This is a genomic window from Xanthomonas campestris pv. badrii, assembly GCF_012848175.1.
Classification (GTDB): domain Bacteria; phylum Pseudomonadota; class Gammaproteobacteria; order Xanthomonadales; family Xanthomonadaceae; genus Xanthomonas; species Xanthomonas campestris_C.
On the sequence record NZ_CP051651.1, the window covers coordinates 1,822,615 to 1,843,978 of the forward strand.

The following is a 21,364-nucleotide window of genomic DNA, read 5'->3' on the forward strand; positions in this document are numbered from 1 at the left end:
GTCTCAGCGTGCCTGGGCCGACAGGGCGATCAGGCGCTCGGCCACGCGATCCAGTGGCACCACTTCCTGCGCGGCGCCGAGTTTGTAGGCCGCGCCAGGCATGCCCCAGACCACGCTGCTGGCTTCGTCCTGCACCAGCGTGGGCGCGCCGGCCTGCAGCATTTCCAGCAGGCCGCGTGCGCCGTCGTCGCCCATGCCGGTGAGGATGGCGCCGACCGCATTCGGGCCGGCATTGGCGGCCACCGAACGGAACAGCACGTCCACCGCGGGCTTGTGGCGGTTGACCGGCGGGCCGTCGTCGATGCGGCAGCGCCAGCGCGCACCGTCACGAATGATGCGCAGATGCTGGCCGCCCGGCGGCAGATAGGCGTGGCCCGGCAGGATCGCCTCGCCATCGCTGGCTTCGCGTACCGACATCGCCGAATGGCGGTTGAGGCGTTCGGCGAATGCGGTGCTGAAGCTGGCCGGCAGATGCTGGGTCATCACCACGGCTGGTGCATCGGCGGGCATGTGTTCGAGCACCACGCGCAGCGCTTCGGTGCCGCCGGCGGAAGCGCCGATGGCGATCAGGCGGTCGGTGGTGCGAAAGCGCAGCGCGCTGCCCGGCACGGGCGCGGATTGCATGTCCAGGGTGACCTTGGGCGTGCTGGGGCGGTGCAGGGCGCTGACCTTGGCCTTGGCGGCCATCTTGACCTTGCTGACGATCTCTTCGGCATAGCCTTCCAGCCCGCGCGCGACGTCGATCTTGGGCTTGGACACGAAGTCCACCGCGCCCAGCGACAAGGCCTGCAAGGTGGTGTCGGCGCCGCGTTCGGTCAGCGAGGAGATCATCACCACCGGAGTGGGGCGCAGGCGCATCAGGTTCTCCAGGAACACCAGGCCGTCCATGCGCGGCATTTCCACATCCAGCGTGATCACGTCCGGATTGAGGCGCTTGATCTTCTCGCGTGCCAGCAACGGGTCGGCGGCGGAGCCGACCACTTCGACGCCGGCATCGCGCGAGAGGATCTCGGTGAGCATCTGACGCACCACCGCCGAATCGTCGACGATCAACACACGCACAGGAGTTTCCAGCGTCATTCGAACAACTCCACTCCACCGGTGACCGGTGCTTTGGATAGACGGGCGCGCACGGCCGATTCGGCAGCGGCGACTTCGGCTTCGTGTGCGTGCGGCAAACGCTGCACGACCACCCGGCCGGTCGTCGGGAAGAACCACACCTTGCGCGGATGGATGCCGCACAGATCTTCGGCAATGATGGGAATGTGTTCGGCCTGCAGGTACTGGCGCACGAACTCGGCGTTGCGGGTGCCGACCGGGTTGCTGGTGAAGCCCTTGAGTACGTTGGCGCCGCCGAACACCTTGGCTTCGATGCGTTTGCGATGCGCGCCGCGCTTGAGCATGTCGTTGATCAGCACCTCCATCGCATAACTGCCGTAGCGCGCGGGCGCGCCGTCGCCGACCTGGCCTTCCGGCAACAGGAAATGGTTCATGCCGCCGATCTTGAGCACCGGATCGCGCAAGCAGGCTGCAACGCACGATCCCAAGGTGGTCGTCAACGCGGTGTCGTCGTCCACCACCAGATACTGGGTGGGCAATAGCTTGGCGGTGATGGTCTGAAACCGCGAATCGCGGTAGCGCATGACGTCGTCGACCTGCACGGCGGTACTCATGCTCAGGCTCCTGCGCGCGGAGCGCGCCGATACAGCGTGCGCCCGCACGGCTGGATCAGATCGGCCGCGTGCAGGTAGTTCTCCGAATGCCCGGTGTAGAGCAGGCCGTCGTCACCCATGTGGCTGACCAGGCGCGACAGGATGCCGCGCTGGGTGGGCTTGTCGAAATAGATCATCACGTTGCGGCAGAACAGCGCCGCATACGGGCCGCCGACGTCGTAGCGCGGTGCCAGCAGATTCAACTGGCGATATTCGATGAGCTGGCGCAGCGCCGGGATCACCCGGCACTTGCCCTCGTTGGGGCCGCTGCCGCGCTGGAAGTATTTGCGCTTGATCGCCGCGTCCAGGGAGGCGACCCGGTCGATGGCATAGACGCCGCGCGAGGCGGTTTCCAGTACCTGGGTGTCGACGTCGGTGGCGACGATGCTCACCGGCGGGGTCAGCGTGCCGAAGGCTTCGCAGGCGGTGATGGCGATGGAGTAGGGCTCCTCGCCGGTGGACGCGGCGCACGACCAGATCTTCAACGGCGCCTGCGAGGCGCGTTTGTGCAGTTCTTCGCGCAGCTTGTCGAAGTGGTGTGGCTCGCGGAAGAACGAGGTCAGGTTGGTGGTCAGCGCGTTGGTGAACGCCTGCCATTCTTCTTCATCGTTGCCGGCTTCCAGCTGGTCCAGGTAGTCGCGGAACGAGCGCAGGCCGAGCACGCGCAGCCGACGCGACAGGCGGCCGTACACCATGTCGCGCTTGGCCGGGGCCAATGCGATGCCGACGCGCTGGTAGATCAGGTCGCAGACGCGCTTGAAGTCGCGGTCGCCGAAATCGAATTCGCGTGTGTCAGAAGCGGGAGCGGTAGTCGTCATATCCATACGCGTTGTGAGCGATAACTGGATATCGGCCACGCAGCCGCGCAACTGAAGCGCCAATGCGTGGATTGGAAGCGGTTGGGTTCGCTGGTTCGTGCAATGGGGACGGCGGCAGGCGGGGGGGCCGCTCAGAGAGCAAAGACGACCGCCAGGTGGTCGGGCATCTACCTACGGGGATCAACCCAGGTGCCTGGCCCGAATGCACAACGCCCCGGCAATGCCGGGGCGTTGGGTGACAGCGGTGAATCAGAACTCTTGCCAGTTACCGTCGGCCAGCGCGGCCTGGGATTGGGCTGGCCGCGACGCGCTTGCGGCTGCGCGTGCCACCGGCTTGGCGGCGCTTTTCACTGCAACCGGGCGCGAGGCGATCGGCCGGACGCGCGCGCTCTGCGGCGCCTGCGTCGCCGAGTCGTCCAGCTTGAACACCGACACCGCTTCGGCCAGATGCCCTGCCTGCTCTTCCATCGAGCGGGCGGCGGCAGTGGCTTCTTCCACCAGCGCGGCGTTCTGCTGGGTGGTTTCGTCCATCTGGGTGATGGTCTGGTTGACCTGCTCGATCCCGGACGACTGCTCCTGCGAAGCGGCAGAGATCTCGCCCATGATGTCGGTCACGCGCTGCACGCTGGCGACGATATCGGCCATGGTGGCGCCGGCCTTGCGCACCAGTGCCGAGCCTTCGGCCACCTTGTGCACGGAGTCGTCGATCAGGCCCTTGATCTCCTTGGCCGCACCGGCCGAGCGCTGGGCCAGCGTGCGCACCTCGGAGGCCACCACGGCGAAGCCACGGCCCTGCTCACCGGCACGTGCCGCTTCCACTGCTGCATTCAACGCCAGGATGTTGGTCTGGAACGCGATGCCGTCGATGACGCTGATGATGTCGGCGATCTTCTTGGACGAGGCTTCGATGCCGGACATGGTGGTGACCACCTGCGACACCACCTCGCCACCCTGCGAAGCCACGCCGGTGGCGCCGATGGCGAGCTGGTTGGCCTGGCGCGCGCTTTCGGCGTTCTGCCTGACGGTGGAGGTGAGCTCCTCCATCGAGGCGGCGGTTTCTTCCAGGTTGGCGGCCTGCTGCTCGGTGCGGTGCGACAGGTCGGTATTGCCGGAGGCGATTTCGCCGGCCGCGGTGTTGATCGCGGTGGACGAGGACTTGATGCGCCCGACGATGTCGGCCAGTTGCTCGGCGGTGGCATTGGCATCGTCACGCATCTGCGCGAAAACGCCGCTGAACTGCCCGTGCATGCGCACGGTCAGGTCGCCACGCGACAGCGCCGACAACAGGGTCGAAATCTGTTCCAGGCTGCCGGCATTGGCATCCAGCAAGCCGTTGAGCTGCTGCGCCAGCTGCAGGAAGAAGCCCTGCTTGCCGTCGGTTTCCACCCGGCCGCTCATGTCGCCGCTGGCGGCGGCGCGCACGATGCGGGCCACTTCTTCTTCCACCTGCACTTCGATGGTGCGGTCGCGCCATTCGCAGACTTCGCCGGTGGTTTGCCCTTCCTCGTTCTTGATGCCGGTGACGGTCTGCGCCAGCACCACTTCGCCGAAGCGCTCTTCGAAGCTGGTGACGCCATCGCGTTCCAGTGCGGCAATGGCCTTGCGCACGGTGGCTTCGGACAGGCCCAGGTAGCTGATGTGCTGGCCGATGACCTTGCTGGCATCGAACTCCGGCGATGCCAGGCGGATGCTGCTTTCGTACTGCGCCACGATCTTCTTGAAGGCATCGTTGGCGTAGATCATGACCCGCTCGGGGTCGGTGATGAAGGTGCCCGTGGAAGACTTGTCCAACGCGGTGCGGATGCGCAGGTTCTCGTCGGCGATGGTGCGATCGCGTTCGATGCGCTCCTTCAGGTCGCGCTGCATGCGCTGCATGGAGCGCATCAGTTCGCCCACTTCGTCCTGGCCCTGCACGTTGATCTGGCCATCCAGCTTGCCGCCGGCGATTTCGGTGGCGGTGGTGACTGCGCCGCGCATGCTCTTGACGATGGAGCGGGCGAACAGGAATGCCAGGCCCAGGCCGCCGGCGATGCCGATCAGCAGCACCATCACGGTCAGCGAAACGGAGGTGGCGTGGACCTTTTCGGCCTTGGTCTTGGCAGCCTGCGCGAGCACGTTGTCTTCGGCGATCAGCGCGGCCAGCGAATCCTTGGCCTTTTCGTGCAGGGTGCGCGTCTCGCCGACGAAGGTGTCGATGGCATCGTCCGGGAGATTGAGCTCGATCATTTCGTCGACGCTGGCGTAGGAGGCCGAGGCTTTCTTCCAGTCCGCCACGAATACCTCGAACAGCTTTTTCTGTTGCGGGCTTTCGATCAGGCGGGGGTAGCCCTTGATCGTTGCCTCGATGTCGCCGTGCAGCTTCTTGGCCCGGACCTTGGCTTCCTGCTTGACCGCATCGCTGGCGCGTACCAGATTTTGATAAGACGCATTCCTATATTCGCCAAGCATGCCGCGCAGATCGCCGGCTTCGCGCACGCTGGACATGGTGTTGCCGGCCAGGTCGCGGGTGACGTTGTTGAGCGATGCCAGGCCCGAATACGCGATGATTCCCTGCACCAGCATGATCAGCAGCACGATGCCGAACGCCAGCATCAGCCGCGGCATCAACTTCAGATTATTGATCCATTGCATTGACACGATTCCCCGTAGAAGTCAGTCCGCATAATCCAGCCAGCACATCGCCACGCATGGGCGTGGCGATGTGCTGTGCGATTACTTGATGGTGGCCAGCTTCAGGCTGGCCGGCGAGCTGACTTCGATTTCGGCACGCGAGCTGTCGCGCTGGATCTTGCCGAGGACGCAGACGTCCTTGCCTTCCAGGGTTTCCGGGGCAAAGCTGAACTTGCCGCGGTTGGCGCCGTCGATGCGGGCCGAGAAGGTGTGGCGCGGGAACATGCCGCCCATGTACAGGAAGGTGGGCTCGCCTTCCGAGCTCTGCGCGTACTTGGCCTTTTCGACCTTGCCGCACACCATGCCGTCCTTGCCGACGAAGCGGGTGGCCATCTCCGGCGGAATCATTTCCTGCGACTGGGCCGACAGCGTGGGAGCAACGACTACGAGAGCAGCGACGGGGAGGAGCGAGAGCAGGAACTTCATAAGGATTCTCCAGAATCGAAAGTCGAACGGTGACCCGTTTGTGTGCGCGGGCTTCCATTCAGCTATCGGCAAGCTCTTGTGCAACTTGAATGCAAAAAACGTGAATCTCATCTCACTTCGATCCGGCTGTGCGTCCCGTGTCGGGAAGCTCCTGACACCCGATGGTCGCAACTTCGTTAGCCCGGACATGGCTGCGGCCGTCGGACGGAGGGCGGGGGCGCCGGCTTGCGATGCGCAGCCGCACATCGCTCCCCGACGCACCCGCACTCCATCCGACGGCCGCGCATGCCGCGCTGCCCGCCTTGGATCAGGCGGCTTCTTCGGTCAGCTGTTGCTGGCCCAGTTCGGTGCTGTCCAGCAGGGTCTCGATGTCCAGCAGGATCAGCATGCGATCGTCCTGGGTGCCGATGCCGGAGATGAAGCGGGTGTCGACCGAGGCGCCGAACTCGGGGGTCGGGCGGATCTGGTCGTCGTTGAGCGGGATCACGTCCGAGACGCTGTCCACCACGATGCCGACCACGCGGTCTTCGACATTGAGCACGATCATCACGGTGAAGGCGTCGTAGCGCGCTTCCTTCAGGCGCAGCTTCAGGCGCAGGTCGATCACCGGCACGATGGTGCCGCGCAGGTTGATCACGCCCTTGATGTAGTCAGGAGCGTCCGGCAGCCGGGTGACCGAGTCGTAGCCGCGGATTTCCTGCACTTTCAGGATGTCCACGCCGTAGTGCTCTTCGCCCAGGGCGAAGCTGAGGAATTCACCACCGGTGCCGGTGGTCGTGCTTTTGTCGTTCATGGAAACTCCGGGCGTTGCGGCTGAGTGTCGGGTGCGGCACAAGGTTGAGAGGATTGCCATAGCAACATCGGCGCAGCGCTCGGCAACTTTAGGGGCGCGCTGGGCGTGGTGCGGGCGGGTTCAGAACACGCCGCTCTTGCGTGCGTTGCGCTGGCGGTCCACCCGGAAGATGTAGCGCTGGATGGTCTCGTCGGCGCCGCGCGGCAGATCGCTGAACTGCATGCCCACCCGAAAGCCTTCGCTGCCGTTGGGCAGGGTCTGCTTATGCTGGCTGCACACGGTGAGCGGCAGCGAGATCGGCGCGGTGTCGGGCAGTTGCAGGGTGCAGTTGCGGTAGGTGTGCTGCGGTTCCAGCAGGGGCATGCCGGCGGTGAGCGAGACGGCCAGGCCGCCGCTGCTGATGTCGATCACACGCAGCTGCAGGTTGAGATTGCCGCCCTGGGCTTCGTCCTGGCGGATGGTGCAGATGGGCGAGTCGGTGATCGGCGTTTCCAGCCGGTACGACTCGCGCCGCTGCATGTGGTACATGGCCTCGGGCAGGTCGGCGCGGAAGGCGACATGGATATCGCGCTCGATACGCTCGGCCCGTTCCAGCCGGAAGCGGACATTGACCCGCTCCAGCTGCGCATAGCACAGCAGGTATTTGGCATCTTCGATGGCGCGGTTGGAGGTGTCGTTGTGGCTGCCATCCAGGATCACGCAATCGTCGTCTTCGTCCACGTCCAGCACGGCGGTGGGCACGGCCATGTCGCGGCCGGCCACGTGCATGGTGACCACGGCGCGCTTGTCCAGCAGCTGGCGCAGCAGGCCACGGATCTGCCGCTTGTTGCGCAGCAGGTAGCGTTCGTCACCTTCGGCAAGGTGATCGTCGTGGTCCAGCGCTGACTCTGAGGTATCGCCTTGGGACATGGGCACAAGCACAGTGGAAACGGGATGACGCCCGGCGGGTTGTCCCGGCGTCGCCTTGATATCGGCGGCAAACCCAAATCTTTAAGGACTGTCGCCCAACATCGTCTGCCTGCCGGTCGTTGTGCGCAGCTGGCCTTGTGGTTTCCGCCAGTGCGCGACGGCTAGGACCCGTCGAGTTGATCGGTGCGCAAAGTTTCGGCACAACAGCCAGCAAATCGCACGACGCGGTAGTTTCGTTCTTCAGCAAAATCACCAACAAACTGTCTGGCGGGGTGAGGGCGCCGCGCCTTCGCTGCTGCGATTTCGCTGCAAGCAATCGCGGTTGCCGTCTCAGGGATAGGCGTGGCGTGCGTTGGCCAGCAAGGTGCTCAGGCGATCTTCCTGTTCGAGGCGGAACACCGCCACCGCATCGACCAGTTGTGCGGCCTGGTCTTCCATCGCGCGTGCGGCGGCAGTGGCTTCTTCCACCAGGGCGGCGTTCTGCTGGGTGGTTTCGTCCATCTGGGTCACGGTCTGGTTGACCTGGGTGATGCCTGCAGCCTGCTCGCGCGAGGCGCTGGTGATCTCGCCCATGATGTCGGTGACGCGCTGCACCGAGCACACCACCTGCTGCATGGTGCTGCCGGCCTCCGACGCCAGCGCGGCGCCATTGCCGATACGCGCGACCGAGTCCTCGATCAGCTGCTTGATCTCCTTGGCGGCGCCGGCCGAGCGCTGGGCGAGGGTGCGCACCTCGCTGGCCACCACGGCGAAGCCGCGGCCCTGTTCGCCGGCACGCGCTGCTTCCACCGCGGCGTTCAATGCCAGGATATTGGTCTGGAAGGCGATGCCGTCGATGACGCTGATGATCTCGGCGATCTTCTTGGACGAGGTGTCGATGTCGGCCATGGTGGTGACCACGCGGCCGACCACGTCGCCGCCCTGGGCGGCGACACCGGCGGCGTCGAGCACCAGGCGGTTGGCCTGGTCGGCGTTGTCGGCATTCTGCTTGACGGTGGCGGTGAGCTCTTCCATCGAGGCGGCGGTTTCTTCCAGCGCGGCGGCCTGTTGCTCGGTGCGGCGCGACAGATCGCCGTTGCCGGTGGCGATTTCGGTGGCGGCCGAATTGATCGCCAGCGAGGACTCCTTGATCCGGCGCACGATGCCGGCCAGCTGGTCGGCGGTGGCGTTGGCATCGTCGCGGATGCTGGCAAACACGCCCTGCAGGTCGCCTTCCATACGCGCGGTGAGATCGCCTTGCGACAGCGACGACAGCAGCGCCGATACGCGCGACAGGCCGTCGGCGTTGTTGTCCAGCAAGCTGTTGAGCTGCTGGGCGAGCAACAGCAGGAAGCCCTGCTTGCCGTCGAGGCTGACGCGCTCGCTCAGGTCGCCGGCGGCGGCGGCCTGCACGATGCGAGCGACCTCCTGTTCCACCTGCACTTCCTGGGTGCGGTCGGCCCACTCGACCACGAAGCCCATGCGTTCGCCGGCCGCGCCGATCACCGGGCTGACCACCAGCCGCATGGTGCGGCCACCGACGTGGATCTGTGCGGTGTGGGTACCGGTGAGCTGGTCGAGCATGCGCGCCTGGTGTTCGGGCTTGCGGTGGAACTGGTCGATGCTGGCGTTGATCAGCGCATCGGCATCGAAGTGCGGCAGGTCGCGGCGCAGCTCGTCCTGCACGCCCTTGAGCATGCGTTGCAGCGGACGGTTGACGTAGATGATGCGGCGGTCGGCATCGGCGATCATCACGTTGGTGCTGACATCGTCCAGCGCGGTGCGCACGCGCAGCGCCTCGCTGGCGATCAGGTGATCGCGCTCCAGCCGCGCGCGCAGGTCATCGCGCATGGTGCGGGCGTTGAGCAGCAGGCGGCCGAGTTCGTCGTGGCGGTCGATCTCGATGGGGTTGTCCAGGCGGCCGGCAGCCACGTCGCCAAGCACGCGTTCCACGGCCACCAGCGGACGGGTGACCATCTTGCGCGCGGCGATGAACACCACCGCGATGCACAGCGCCAGCACCACCAGCGAGAACAGCAGCATGCTGCCCATCAGCTCGTCCAGCGGGCCATCGATGGCGCTGCGCGGCTGGGTGCCGATCACCGCCCACTGCCACGGTGCATAGCGCTGGGCGGTGACCTCGAACGCCTGGCTGCTGCCCTTGGCGTCGCGCAGCTGCAGGTTGGCGCTGGGCTGCTTGCCGTCCAGCACCGATTGCAGCGTGGCCTGCTGATCGGCCGGCACCAGCGCCAAGAGCGTGGCCGGCGTGCCCGGCGGGGCGGCGATGACCTGGCCGTGATGCTCGCCCGGCGCCATGTCGACGATGACGAAATAGCCGTTCTGGCCCAGCTTGGTCGCGCTGACCTGCGCCTTGAGCGCAGCCAGGCCCTGGGTGTAGTTGCGACCGACGAACAGCGCGCCGATCACCTCGCCGGCAGCGTTGCGCAGCGGCGCGTAGTGGGTCATGTACTGCTCGCCGAACAACTGCGCCTGGCCGGTGAAGGGCTTGCCTTCGGACAGCGCGGCATAGGCCTTGCCCTTGCGGTCGAGCAGGGTGCCGATGACGCGCTCGTCCTGCTTGTTGCGCAGCGAGGTGGTGATGCGCACGAAGTCCTCGCCAGTGCGCGCGAAAATGGTCGCAACGCCGCCGGTGGCCTGCGCAAAGCGGTCCACGGCGTCGAAGTTCAGATTCAGCGCCTGCGTGCCGGCACGCAGGGTAGGCGTGTTCTGCTCGCCGATGGTGACGGTGCTGGCGCTGTCCAATGCGCGTGCGCCGCGCGGCAGCATGTCGTCGAACACGCTGCCCAAGCGCTGGGTGCTTTCGGTGAGGGTGACGTCGTACATCGCCACCGACTGCTGCATCAGCTGCGTGCTGGAGCGCAGTTCCGCCTTGACCTGCGATTCGATATCGCTTGCCGACTGCCGGTAGATGGTCAGCGCCAGCATGCCGAGCGAGATGGCGATGATGCAGGTGAGCAGGGCAGAGAGCCGTGTGCCGATGGAAAGTCGGTTGAAGAAATGCATGGGAATCGACCTTGCCCCGGTGGGGGGAGTTACGGATGCGTGAATCCGATAACGGCCGCCTATGCCTGAAATTGATCCTTTATGCTGAAAACTGCATAAAACAGTGCTTTCTATCGCAGTCCCTGCTACTGAAAGCGCTTTCAGCATGACTGGAAAGGTTTCTGCATTGTTATTTTTACGTGAAATACGATCGATGGTTCGATGTCGGACTTTCCGGTAGTCGGGTTTGAACCATTCGCTGGATGGCCGCGTCCAGCAGCAAGGGAAGTGGTCCGCGCGTTTGCCGCTGACAAATCGCTCGCTTCGCGTTGTGGGGTATTGCGCTTGCCGGTGTCGCGGCCAGCGGCTACCGGTGGCTGCGTCCCGCTGCCGATGCGTCCGGTCGTCGCGGTGCCGGTTCGGCCGGCATGGCCGCTGCGCCTTGCAAGGCAGGGCGCAGCGTGTGGGGTGTGGTCAGCGGTCAGCGGATCAGAACTCCTGCCAGCCGCCGGCAGCGGCGGTTGCAGTGGCGCTGCTGCTGCGCAGTGAGGTGGCGGCAAGGACGGGGCCAAGCGCAACGCGCGACGACGCGTGTGCAGGGCCGACCGGTGCACTGCGCGCAGCGACCGGCGGGTGGCTGGCGATCTTGAAGACCGCCACCGCGTGGGTGAGTTGCTGCGCCTGTTCTTCCATCGCGCGGGCAGCGGCGGTGGCTTCTTCCACCAGTGCGGCGTTCTGCTGGGTGGCTTCGTCCATCTGGGTCACGGTGAGATTGACCTGTTCGATGCCGGCCGATTGTTGCTGCGAAGCGGCGGAGATCTCGCTCATGATGTCGGTGACGCGCTGTACCGAGGACACGATCTCGGCCATGGTGCGGCCGGCCTGGTCCACCAGTTGCGAGCCGTCGGCCACGCGCTGCACCGAATCGCCGATCAGGTCCTTGATCTGCCTGGCGGCGGCCGACGAGCGCTGTGCCAGGGTGCGCACTTCCGAGGCCACCACCGCAAAGCCGCGCCCCTGTTCGCCGGCACGCGCGGCTTCCACCGCGGCGTTCAGGGCGAGGATATTGGTCTGGAAGGCGATGCCATCGATGACGGAGATGATGTCGGCGATCTTCTTCGACGAGGCCTGGATACCGGCCATGGTGTCGACCACCTTGCCGACCACCTCGCCGCCCTGCGAGGCCACGTTGGCCGCGCCGATGGCGAGCCGATTGGCCTGGCGTGCGCCTTCGGCGTTCTGCTTCACGGTGGAGGTCAGTTCTTCCATCGAGGCGGCGGTTTCTTCGAGATTGGCGGCCTGTTGTTCGGTGCGTTGCGACAGGTCGTTGTTGCCGGCGGCAATCTCGCTGGCGGCGGCATTGATCGATACCGCCGAGGCCTGGATGTGCCCGACGATGCCGGCCAGCTGCATTGCGGTGGCATTGGCATCGTCGCGCATCTGTGCGAACACGCCGTGGAAGTGGCCATCCATGCGTGCGGTGAGGTCGCCGGCGGCGATCGCCTGCAGCATGCCCGAGAGCGATTGCAGGCTGCCATCGGCGGTGGCCATCAACTGATTGAGGCTCTCGACCATGACGCGGAAGTCGTATTGGAAGTGCGCCGCGTCGCCGCGCGCACTGAAATCGCCATTGGCCGCGGCATTGGCCAGATGGTTGATCTGCTGGTTCATCGACGCCAGGTTGGCTTTGACCTGCGCCATGGTCGCGGTGAGGGTGGCCTTTTCGCCCGGCAGCTGGTCCATGTTCTCGCTCAGGTCGCCGATGGCGTAGCGGCCCATGATCTGCGCCAGGCGCGTGGTGACCTGGAGGTGGCTGTCGACCAGGGCATTGGTGTCGCCGGCCATGCGGCCGAAATCGCCGGGGAACACGCCGGCATCGATGCGGAAGCTGATCTGGCCGGCATCGTGGCGCTCGGCCATGTCCAGCTGCGCAGTGATCAGGTTGCGCACCTGCGACTGCATCGCCTCCATCGCCTGCAACAGGCGGCCGGTCTCGTCGTTGGCACTGCTGTGCACCGCGTTATCCAGCTTGCCCTGGGCGATGGCTTCGGCGGCGCGGGTGGCGCGGTGCAATGGGCCGGTGAGGCTGCGGGTGATCAACAGCCCGAGCGTGCCGCTCAGCAGCAGCACCAGCAGCGAACCGCCCACCAGCAGCTTGCGCGAATCGTCCATCGATTGCAGTGCTTCGGCGGCAGCCTCGGCGGCGAGTTTGTCCTGCAGCGCGATGTTCTCGCCGATCTTGTCCTGCCACTGCTGCAGTGCCGGCGCGGCCTGGGTGAGCAGCAGCGGCAGCGCTTCATCGCCGTGGCCGGACATCACCAGGTCGATCACCGTGTTGTTCAACTCCCGCGCCCGCCCGGTGAGCCGGTCGATGTCCTCACGAATGGGCTTGCCCTGCGCGGAGGAGGGCATGGCGTACAGCGCCTGCCGGGCCTTGGCATAGTCGGCGCGTGCGGTCTTGATCTTCTCGACGAAACGCAGGTTGTCCGCGTCGCTGGTCGGCAGCACCACGTTGCGCAGTTCCGCGGCGATGACGTAATTGGCATTGAGCATGTCGTTGCACAGGCGGATCTTGGTCATGTTCTGGTGCACCAGCGCATCGACCAGCGCGCGCGCCGCGCTCAGGCCGCGGTAGCCGATGAAGGCAATGAAGCCGGAGAGCAGGATCAGGACGGTAAACGCGCCGGCCAGGCGCGGGCCGACATTGAAGCGGTGCAGAAAAGGGGGCATGGGGTGGCTTGGCTCGAAATGGATGGAAAGGCGCGGATGCCCGCCCAGCACATCGACACAACGCTTGTGTCTGCTTGGCGTGCTCAGTGGTAACGGCGGCGAGCATGCCGAATTGAGCCATTTGGGTAGCACCGATCAGCGCGGTCTCAGCCAGATGAGCAGGCTGTGCGCGTGGCCGCGCCTGCGCTGCGCCAGTGTGCGGACTTGGTCGAGATTTCCGCTGGAATAGGCGTGGGTCGGAAATGGTTGGTGACCAATGGCGGGCATGGTCACGAGCGGATTCACCTGCCTTGCACGGCAAGCTGTCGGCGAGTGCTGGTCATTGCGGCGTCCGGCTTGCTCGCAGTGTGTCTGGACGCCGGTGTGAGCCGCAGTTCTCCGCTCCCCGGGTGCGGCTGCGCGGCGACGAAAAATGCCGACCTGGGACGGGTCGGCATTGGGTCGGGACGACAGCGGCATCCAGACGGGCCCGGGCAGCCGACTGCAGGCGGCCGGTCTCCAGGGCCGTCGGCTGGCCACCGCCGGCACGCGCTTGGGCGTGCACGGCGATGGCGCCACGATCAGAACTCCTGCCAGTCGCCGGCGTCGGCCGCCGCCGTGAGTGCTGCTGGCGTGTCGCGCCGCGCCGTGGCCGCAGCGGCCGAACGCGTAACCGGGCGCACTGCGGGGCGTGCATTGGCCGGCGCATCGGCAGTGGCCGACAGACGCCGTGCGACCGGTGCCGTATTGGTCACCTTGAACACTGCCACCGCAGCGGTGAGTTGCTGTGCCTGTTCTTCCATGGCGCGTGCGGCGGCGGTGGCTTCTTCCACCAGAGCCGCGTTCTGCTGGGTGGTTTCGTCCATCTGGGTGACGGTCTGGTTGACCTGTTCGATACCGGCGTACTGCTCCTGCGATGCGGCGGAGATCTCGCCCATGATGTTGGTCACGCGCTGCACGCTGGCCACGATCTCGGCCATGGTGGTGCCGGCCTGATCGACCAGGGTGGCGCCTTGCGCGACCTTTTCCACCGAATCGTCGATCAGGTGCTTGATCTCCTTGGCGGCGCCGGCCGAGCGCTGCGCCAGCGTGCGCACTTCCGAGGCCACCACGGCAAATCCACGGCCCTGTTCGCCGGCACGCGCCGCTTCCACGGCGGCGTTCAATGCCAGGATATTGGTCTGGAAGGCGATGCCATCGATCACCGAGATGATCTCGGCGATCTTCTTCGACGAGGCCTGGATGTCGGACATGGTGGTGACCACGTCGGCCACCACGTTGCCGCCTTGCGAGGCCACGGCCGCGGCGCCGATGGCGAGCTGGTTGGCCTGGCTGGCGTGGTCGGCGTTCTGCTTGACCGTGGAGGTGAGCTCCTCCATCGAGGCGGCGGTTTCTTCCAGGTTGGCGGCCTGCTGCTCGGTACGCTGCGACAGGTCCTGGTTGCCGGAGGCGATCTCGCCCGATGCCAGGCCGATCGCATCGGCAGCCTGCTGGATGCGGCCGACGATGCTGGCCAGCTGTTCTGCGGTGGCGTTGGCGTCGTCGCGCATCTGCGCAAACACGCCCTGGTACTGGCCGCTCATGCGCGCGGTGAGGTCGCCGGCGGCGATCGACTGCAACAGGCTGGAAAGCGAGGCGAGGTTGCCGTCGGCGGTGGCCATCAGGTGGTTGAGGCTTTCGACCATCAGGCGGAAGTCGTACTGGAACTGCTCGGCGTTGCCGCGTGCGGTGAAATCGCCATTGGCCGCTGCCTGCGCCAGATGCTTGATTTCGCGATTCATCGTGGACAGGTTGTGCTTGACCTGGTTCATCGCGGTGGTGATCGCGGCTTTCTCGCCCGGCAATTGCGGCATGTCTTCGCTCAGGTCGCCGATGGCGTAGCGTTCCACCAGGTGGATGGTCTGCATCTTGACCTTGATGTGGGCGGCCACCAGTTCGTTGGTGTCGCGCGCCATGCGGCCGAAATCGCCGGGAAACACGCTGGCGTCCATACGGAAACTGATCTGGCCCTCGTCATGGCGCCTGGCCATGTCCAGCTGCGCGCTGATCAGCGCGCGGACCTGGTCCTGCATCGTGTGCATGGCCTGCAACAGGCGCCCGGTTTCGTCGTTGGCCTGGGTGCGCACATCGTTGTCGAGCTGGCCGTTGGCGATGGCTTCGGCGGCGCGCGTTGCCTGGGTCAGCGGGCGCACCAGGCTGCGGGTGATGGCCCAGCCCAGCAGCGCGCTGATCAGCACCACCGCCAGACCGCCGCCGATCAACATGGCACGGCCGCGCGCCATGGCCGCGGTGGCGGTTGCATAGGCGTCGGTGGCACGCCGGCGCTGCAATGCAGAATACTCGGCCAGGGCGTTCTGCCAGTGTTCGGTGGCCGGCGCGGCTTTTTGCAACAGCAACGCCTGCGCTTCGTCGGGCCTGGCGTTCAGCCCAAGATCGGCGACCTGCGCGTTGAGCTTGGCGGCGGTGTCGCTGGCCTGGTCGATCTTCTGCCGCAGAGCGGCGGCCTCCGGCGATGCGGAAAACACGTACAGCGTGCGCCGGGTGTCTTCGTAGGCCGCGAGCTTGTCCTTGATGATGCCGGCAAAGCGCAGATTCTCCTGCGGTGAGGTGGGCAGCACGAGGTTGCGCAACTGCACGGCAATGGCGGAGCTGGCGTTGGTCATGTCCTCCAGGTGCTGCATGATCGCGATGTTGCGATTGACCACGGTGTCCATGCGCTCGCGCGCCTGGGCCACGGTGTACAGGCCGGCGGCGACCAGCGCGCAGGACAGCAGGATCAGCGTGCCGAAGGCGAAGGTCAGCCGCGTGCCGACGTTGTACCGTTGTAGAAGAGCGATCATGTTGGTCTCGAGAGCGAAGGGCGGGAAGGGGGAGCGCATCGGCGCGTTCCGTAGTCCTACGCGAACGGGCCGTGCAGGCAGGCATCCGGCCGATCCATCGCATCCACCGACCGACGGTCATGCGTGGCGCGATTGCAGGGCAGGTCTGCATGCTTGTGGTCGGTAACGGCGTTGCCGTTGACCACTGAACACCGACGCCGGGCTGCGTATGGGCGGCCGTCACCGAAGTGATGCGGGTGTGCACAAGTGCCTGGAAATGCCTTGTGGGAGCGCTATCAGCGATCCGCCATGACCCGTGGGCTTCACTGTTCGATCACGTGCCAAGGCGTGACGGCTGCGTGTGCGTCGAGGTGGAACACGGGAATGCAGCGCTACGCCGGAGCATCCGCGGTGGGCGACTGGTGATTCGCCCGGCGATCGCGGCGCCAGGGTCGGACATGGCGCGGGGATCGTGTTGCCGGATCTCTTGCCGCAATGCGCGGCGCAGCGGCAGCGCGAGCAGCGCGGTCGGCATGCCCATGGGCGATGCGCGGTATCGGCACGTGTCGCAGCGGCCATGCCGCTTTCCGCCTGCGGGCCGCGCCGCAGACGGGTTCACTCAAGACGCTCTGGCGATCAGGCGGCCTGCCCGAAGCGGACCGGTGCTGCGGCCTGCAGCTGGAACACCGAGACCGCATCGCGCAGTTGCTGGGCCTGTTCTTCCATCGCACGCGCTGCAGCGGTGGCTTCTTCCACCAGCGCGGCATTCTGCTGGGTGGCCTGGTCCATCTGCGCCACGGTCTGGCCCACCTGCTCGATGCCTTGCGATTGCTGCTGCGAGGCCTGGCTGATCTCCTGCATGATGGCAGTGACGTTCTGCACCGAATCGACGATGTCCTGCATGGTGCGTCCGGCCTGGCCGACCAGCTGGTTGCCGTGTTCGACCCGGCTGACCGAGTCGTCGATCAGCTGCTTGATCTCCTTGGCCGCACCGGCAGAGCGCTGGGCGAGGGTGCGCACTTCCGATGCCACCACCGCAAAGCCGCGCCCCTGCTCGCCGGCACGCGCCGCTTCCACCGCTGCATTCAAGGCCAGGATGTTGGTCTGGAAGGCGATGCCGTCGATCACGCCGATGATGTCGGCGATCTTGCGCGACGCGGCCTGGATGCCGGCCATGGTGCCGACCACCTGGCCCACCACGTCGCCGCCCTGCGAGGCCACGCGGGCGGCGCCCACCACCAGCTGGTTGGCGCGGCGGGCATGGTCGGCGTTGTTGCGCACGGTGGAGGTGAGCTCTTCCATCGAGGCGGCGGTTTCTTCCAGGTTGGCCGCCTGCTGTTCGGTGCGTTGCGACAGATCCTGGTTGCCGGCAGCAATCTCGCTGGCGGCATCGTTGATGGCATCGGTGGCCCGCTGGATGCGCCCGACGATATCGGCCAGCTGGGTCACGGTGGCGTTGGCGTCGTCGCGCATGCGTGCAAACACGCCATGGAACTGGCCCTGCATGCGGGTGGTGAGATCGCCCGCGGCAATCGCCTGCAACACCGTGGACAGCGCGTGCAGGTTGGCATCGGCGGTGGACATCAGCTGGTTGAGGCTGTCCACCATCGCGCGGAAATCGTACTGGAAGCGCTGCGCATCGCCACGCACGCTGAAGTCGCCGTTGGCCGCGGCCTGGGCGAGCAGTTTGATCTGGCTGTTCATCGCCGAAAGATTGGCCTTGACGGTGTCCATGGTGTCGCTGAGCACGGCTTTTTCGCCGGGCAGGCGCTGCATGTCCTGGCTCAGGTCGCCGATGGCATAGCGCGACATGATCTGCGTCAGCTGCATCTTCACCGCGATGTGCGAGCCAACCAGGGCATTGGTGTCGCGCACCATCGTCGCGTAGGCGCCCGGGAAACTCTCGGCCTGCATGCGGAAACTGATCTGGCCGGCGTCGTGGCGCTGCGCCATCTCGCTCTGTGCCGCCAGCACGCGCCGCAGCTGCTCCTGCATCTGGCGCATGTTGTCCAGCAGCTGGCCGGTTTCATCGCGGCACGGCGCTGCGATGTGTTCGTCCAGATCGCCTTGCGCGATGTTGGCGGCCGCCGCGGCGGCACGCCGCACATTGCGGGTGAGCCTGGACAAGGTGTACCAGCACAACGCGGCAATCAGCGCCGCCAGCAGCGACAGCCCGGCGATGGCCTGCCAGACCGCATTGCGTGCAGCGGCCAGGTGCCGTTCGGACTGGCGCTGCAAGGCCTGCAGCGATGTGCGGCTGAGGTCCTGCATGGCCTGGCCCAGCGTGTCGAGCGCGGCGTTCCACTGCGTGTCGGCCTGCGCGTCGCTGCCTTCCAGGGCCGTGCCCAGGGCGGCCAGTGCCGCAGCCGCACGCGTGGATTCGGTGGTGGCCGCCTCGGCAAGCGCGGGGTCGGGCTGTTCGAGCAGGCCCATCGCCTTGTCCAGCTCATGCCGGAAGCGCACGTGGTTGCGTTGCAGTTGACTGAGCTGCTCGCGCAGCATGGCGCGGCTGTCGCCGGCCTGCGAGGGGTCGTTGGCGGCATCCAGGCGGGTCAGCGACTCGGTGGCGTCGGGGCTGTAGATCAGCGTGGCCACCACCAGGTGATAGCTTTCGATATAGGGCGTATAGACCAACTGGCTGTCGTCGCGCAGTGCATCGAGCGCGGCGAATGCCTGTTCGCTCACGCCGGCATAGTCCTTGGCGGCAGCGCCGGCCACAGGGCGCTGCTGCAACGCGAGCAGCTGTTTCTGGCTGCGTTCGAAGCCGGGCAGGGCGGCGGTGGCGGCAAGCAGCTGCTGCAGGTCGCGTTCGGCACGCTGGGCCGCCTTACTGGCGGCGCTGCCGCTATCGACATGGGCCGCGTGCAGGTCGGTGATCAGGCCCAGCATTTGCCCGAGCGGCGCATAGCTGCGCAACTCGTTGCTGCTGATGGCCACGCTTTCATTGAGCTTGCCGCGGTACAGCAGCACCGGAATGACCAGCCCGATCAGGGCCAGCACACCGATGGCGCCGAGCTTCCTGGCGATGCCCAGATCGTCCCAGCGGCGGGTCCAGCGGCGCTGGGCGGGCGGAGCAGGGTGCGGCGGCAGCGCGGGCGAAAGGGTCATCGGTGCGTCTCTTGGGCGTACGCAGACTATCGGCCGATACGTGTCATGCCTTGAGCCGGTCGACATCGCTGCCGACCGGCTCCATTCAGCTTGTTGTGCCTGCTGGCCTCAGAACTCCTGCCAGCTGGTGTCGTTGCTGGAGGCAGTGACCACCGCGCGTGGCTGGGAAGCAGCGGTGCGGCCGGCTGCCACCACCTGCGCCTTGAGCGCGGGCGTCACCGCCGGCCGTGGCGCGGCGGCACGCACCGCCGGTTGCACATGGCCGGCATCGGTCTTGAACACCGCCACCGCCTCGGTCAGCCCAACCGCCTGGTCTTCCAGTGCCCGTGCCGCGGCCGTGGCTTCTTCCACCAGCGCGGCATTCTGCTGGGTGGTTTCGTCCATCTGGGTCACGGTCTGGTTGACCTGTTCGATGCCGGCCGACTGCTCCTGCGAGGCGGCGGAGATCTCGCCCATGATGTCGGTGACGCGCTGCACGCTGGCCACGATCTCGCCCATCGTCTTGCCGGCGCTGTGCACCAGCACCGAGCCGTCGGCCACGCGCTGCACCGAGTCGTCGATCAGGTCCTTGATCTCCTTGGCCGCGCCCGAGGAGCGCTGCGCCAGGGTGCGCACTTCGGACGCCACCACCGCGAAACCGCGGCCCTGCTCGCCGGCACGCGCCGCTTCCACCGCCGCATTCAAGGCCAGGATGTTGGTCTGGAAGGCGATGCCGTCGATGACCGAGATGATGTCGGCGATCCTCTTGGACGAGGCTTCGATGCCGCTCATGGTTTCGACCACCTTGCTGACGATCTCGCCGCCCTGCGAGGCCACACCGGCAGCGCCGATCGCCAGCTGGTTGGCCTGACGCGCGCTCTCGGCGTTCTGCCTGACGGTGGAGGTGAGCTCTTCCATCGAGGCGGCGGTTTCTTCCAGGTTGGCGGCCTGCTGCTCGGTGCGCTGCGACAGGTCCTGGTTGCCGGCGGCGATTTCGCTGGCGGCGCCCTTGATCGACACGGCCGACTGCTTGATGCCGGTGACGATTTGCGCCAGCTGGGTGGCGGTGGCATTGGCATCGTCGCGCATCTGCGCGAACACGCCGCGGAACTCGCCGCTCATGCGTGCAGTCAGGTCGCCGGCCGCGATCGACTGCAACAGGCCCGACAGCGACTGCAGGTTGCCATCGGCGGTGGCCATCAAGGTGTTGAGGCTGTCCACCATCACGCGGAAGTCGTACTGGAAGCGCTCGGCGTCGCCGCGCGCACTGAAGTCGCCATTGGCGGCGGCCTGCGCCAAGTGCTTGATCTCGGTGTTCATCGCGCCGAGGTTGGTTTTCACCTGTGCCATGGTGTCGGTGAACACGGCTTTCTCGCCGGGCAGCTTGCTCATGTCGTCGCTGAGGTCGCCGATGGCGTAGCGGCCCATGATGCGCGCAAGATCGGTCTGCACGGCCACATGCGAGGCCACCAGCAGGTTGGTGTCGTTGGCCATGCGGCCGTAGTCGCCCGGGAATGCAGAGGCATCGATACGGAAGCTGATCTGGCCATCATCGTGGCGCCTGGCCATGTCGGTCTGCGCGGCGATCAGGTTGCGCAGCTGGTCCTGCATCTTGCGCATTGCAGTGAGCAGGCGGCCGGCTTCGTCGTTGAACGGGGTATCGACATCGTTATCCAGCTTGCCGCCGGCGATCGATTCTGCAGCGCGTGTGGCGCGGCTGAGCGGTTGGGTCAGGCTGCGGGTGATCAGCAGGCCCAAGGCGCCGCTGAGCACCACCACCAGCACAGCGCCGGCCACCAGCATCTTGCGCGAGTCGTCCATCGACTTCAGTGCAACTGCCGCGGCATCGGCGGCCTGCTTGTCCTGCAGGGTGATGTTCTCGGCAATCTTGTCCTGCCATTGCTGCATGGCCGGGCTTGCCTTGTCGAACAGCAGCGCCATGGCTTCGTCGTTTTTCCCGGCCTTGACCAAGTCCATGACCTGATCGTTCAGGCCCTTGACCACCGCGCGGCGGCTGTCGATCTCCGCACGCAATGCCTGACCCTGCGACGAGGCCGGCATGGCGTACAGCGCTTCGCGCGCCTTGGTGTAATCGGCGCGCGCAGACTGGATCGCGCTTATGAATTCGCCGTTGCGCTCGTCGGCATAAGGCAGTGCCAGGTTGCGCAGCTGCGTGCCGATGACGAAATTGGAATTCATCATGTCGTTGGACAGGCGGATCTTGACCATGTTCTGGTGCACGATGCCGTCCGCCAGTTCACGCGCATTCGTCAAGCCGCGATAGCCGATGAAGGCGATGATGCCGGACAACACGATCAACACGGCGAATGCCGCTGCCAGGCGTGGGCCGACGTTGTAGCGTTGAAGGAGTGCGTTCATACCGATTCCCATGAGTGTGAGCGTGGGTGCTGGGTCGCGAGAGGGCCGTGGTAGTTGCCA

At 66.1% G+C, this 21,364-nt stretch carries 12 protein-coding genes; all 12 read right to left on the reverse strand.

The genetic code is table 11. The annotated features are described in order from the left end of the window. Positions 1-3: 3 nt before the first annotated feature. The 12 genes from HG421_RS07700 to HG421_RS07755 all read right to left on the reverse strand — a co-directional run bounded on the left by HG421_RS07700 (position 4) and on the right by HG421_RS07755 (position 21,304). Positions 4-1,080, reverse strand: a complete 1,077-nt coding sequence (locus tag HG421_RS07700) for a protein-glutamate methylesterase/protein-glutamine glutaminase (protein WP_169705915.1) — start codon at positions 1,078-1,080, stop codon at positions 4-6. Next, complete coding sequence (gene cheD, locus HG421_RS07705) at positions 1,077-1,673, reverse strand: chemoreceptor glutamine deamidase CheD (RefSeq protein ID WP_104588586.1); 597 nt, start codon at positions 1,671-1,673, stop codon at positions 1,077-1,079. Before cheD ends, HG421_RS07700 begins: the two co-directional genes overlap by 4 nt. 2 nt (positions 1,674-1,675) lie before the next feature. Then, entirely contained in the window at positions 1,676-2,536 is an 861-nt protein-coding gene (locus HG421_RS07710; protein WP_169705916.1) for a CheR family methyltransferase, read from the reverse strand. Positions 2,537-2,779: 243 nt separating this feature from the next. Further along, positions 2,780-5,161, reverse strand: a complete 2,382-nt coding sequence (locus HG421_RS07715) for a methyl-accepting chemotaxis protein (RefSeq protein ID WP_169705917.1) — start codon at positions 5,159-5,161, stop codon at positions 2,780-2,782. A gap of 81 nt (positions 5,162-5,242) precedes the next feature. Beyond that, positions 5,243-5,626 (reverse strand): hypothetical protein, encoded by a 384-nt coding sequence (locus tag HG421_RS07720; protein ID WP_104588588.1) that lies wholly within the window; start codon positions 5,624-5,626, stop codon positions 5,243-5,245. 307 nt (positions 5,627-5,933) lie between these two features. Beyond that, positions 5,934-6,419 (reverse strand): chemotaxis protein CheW, encoded by a 486-nt coding sequence (locus tag HG421_RS07725; RefSeq protein WP_029219732.1) that lies wholly within the window; start codon positions 6,417-6,419, stop codon positions 5,934-5,936. 120 nt (positions 6,420-6,539) lie between these two features. Then, positions 6,540-7,328 carry a flagellar brake protein gene (locus HG421_RS07730; protein ID WP_169705918.1) on the reverse strand — a complete coding sequence of 263 codons (789 nt, stop codon included), beginning with the start codon at positions 7,326-7,328 and terminating at the stop codon, positions 6,540-6,542. A 330-nt stretch (positions 7,329-7,658) separates the two neighbouring features. Further along, on the reverse strand, positions 7,659-10,331 hold the full coding sequence (locus HG421_RS07735) for a methyl-accepting chemotaxis protein (protein WP_169705919.1): 2,673 nt from the start codon (positions 10,329-10,331) through the stop codon (positions 7,659-7,661). 468 nt (positions 10,332-10,799) lie between these two features. Beyond that, positions 10,800-13,040, reverse strand: a complete 2,241-nt coding sequence (locus tag HG421_RS07740) for a methyl-accepting chemotaxis protein (protein WP_169705920.1) — start codon at positions 13,038-13,040, stop codon at positions 10,800-10,802. A gap of 560 nt (positions 13,041-13,600) precedes the next feature. Continuing rightward, a complete protein-coding gene (locus HG421_RS07745; RefSeq protein ID WP_169705921.1) occupies positions 13,601-15,859 on the reverse strand; it encodes a methyl-accepting chemotaxis protein in 2,259 nt (752 codons plus the stop codon). Positions 15,860-16,474: 615 nt separating this feature from the next. Next, positions 16,475-18,946: a methyl-accepting chemotaxis protein gene (locus tag HG421_RS07750; RefSeq protein WP_169705922.1), complete on the reverse strand. Its 2,472-nt coding sequence runs from the start codon at positions 18,944-18,946 to the stop codon at positions 16,475-16,477. 108 nt (positions 18,947-19,054) lie between these two features. Then, on the reverse strand, positions 19,055-21,304 hold the full coding sequence (locus tag HG421_RS07755; RefSeq protein ID WP_169705923.1) for a methyl-accepting chemotaxis protein: 2,250 nt from the start codon (positions 21,302-21,304) through the stop codon (positions 19,055-19,057). Between the last annotated feature and the right edge of the window lie 60 nt (positions 21,305-21,364).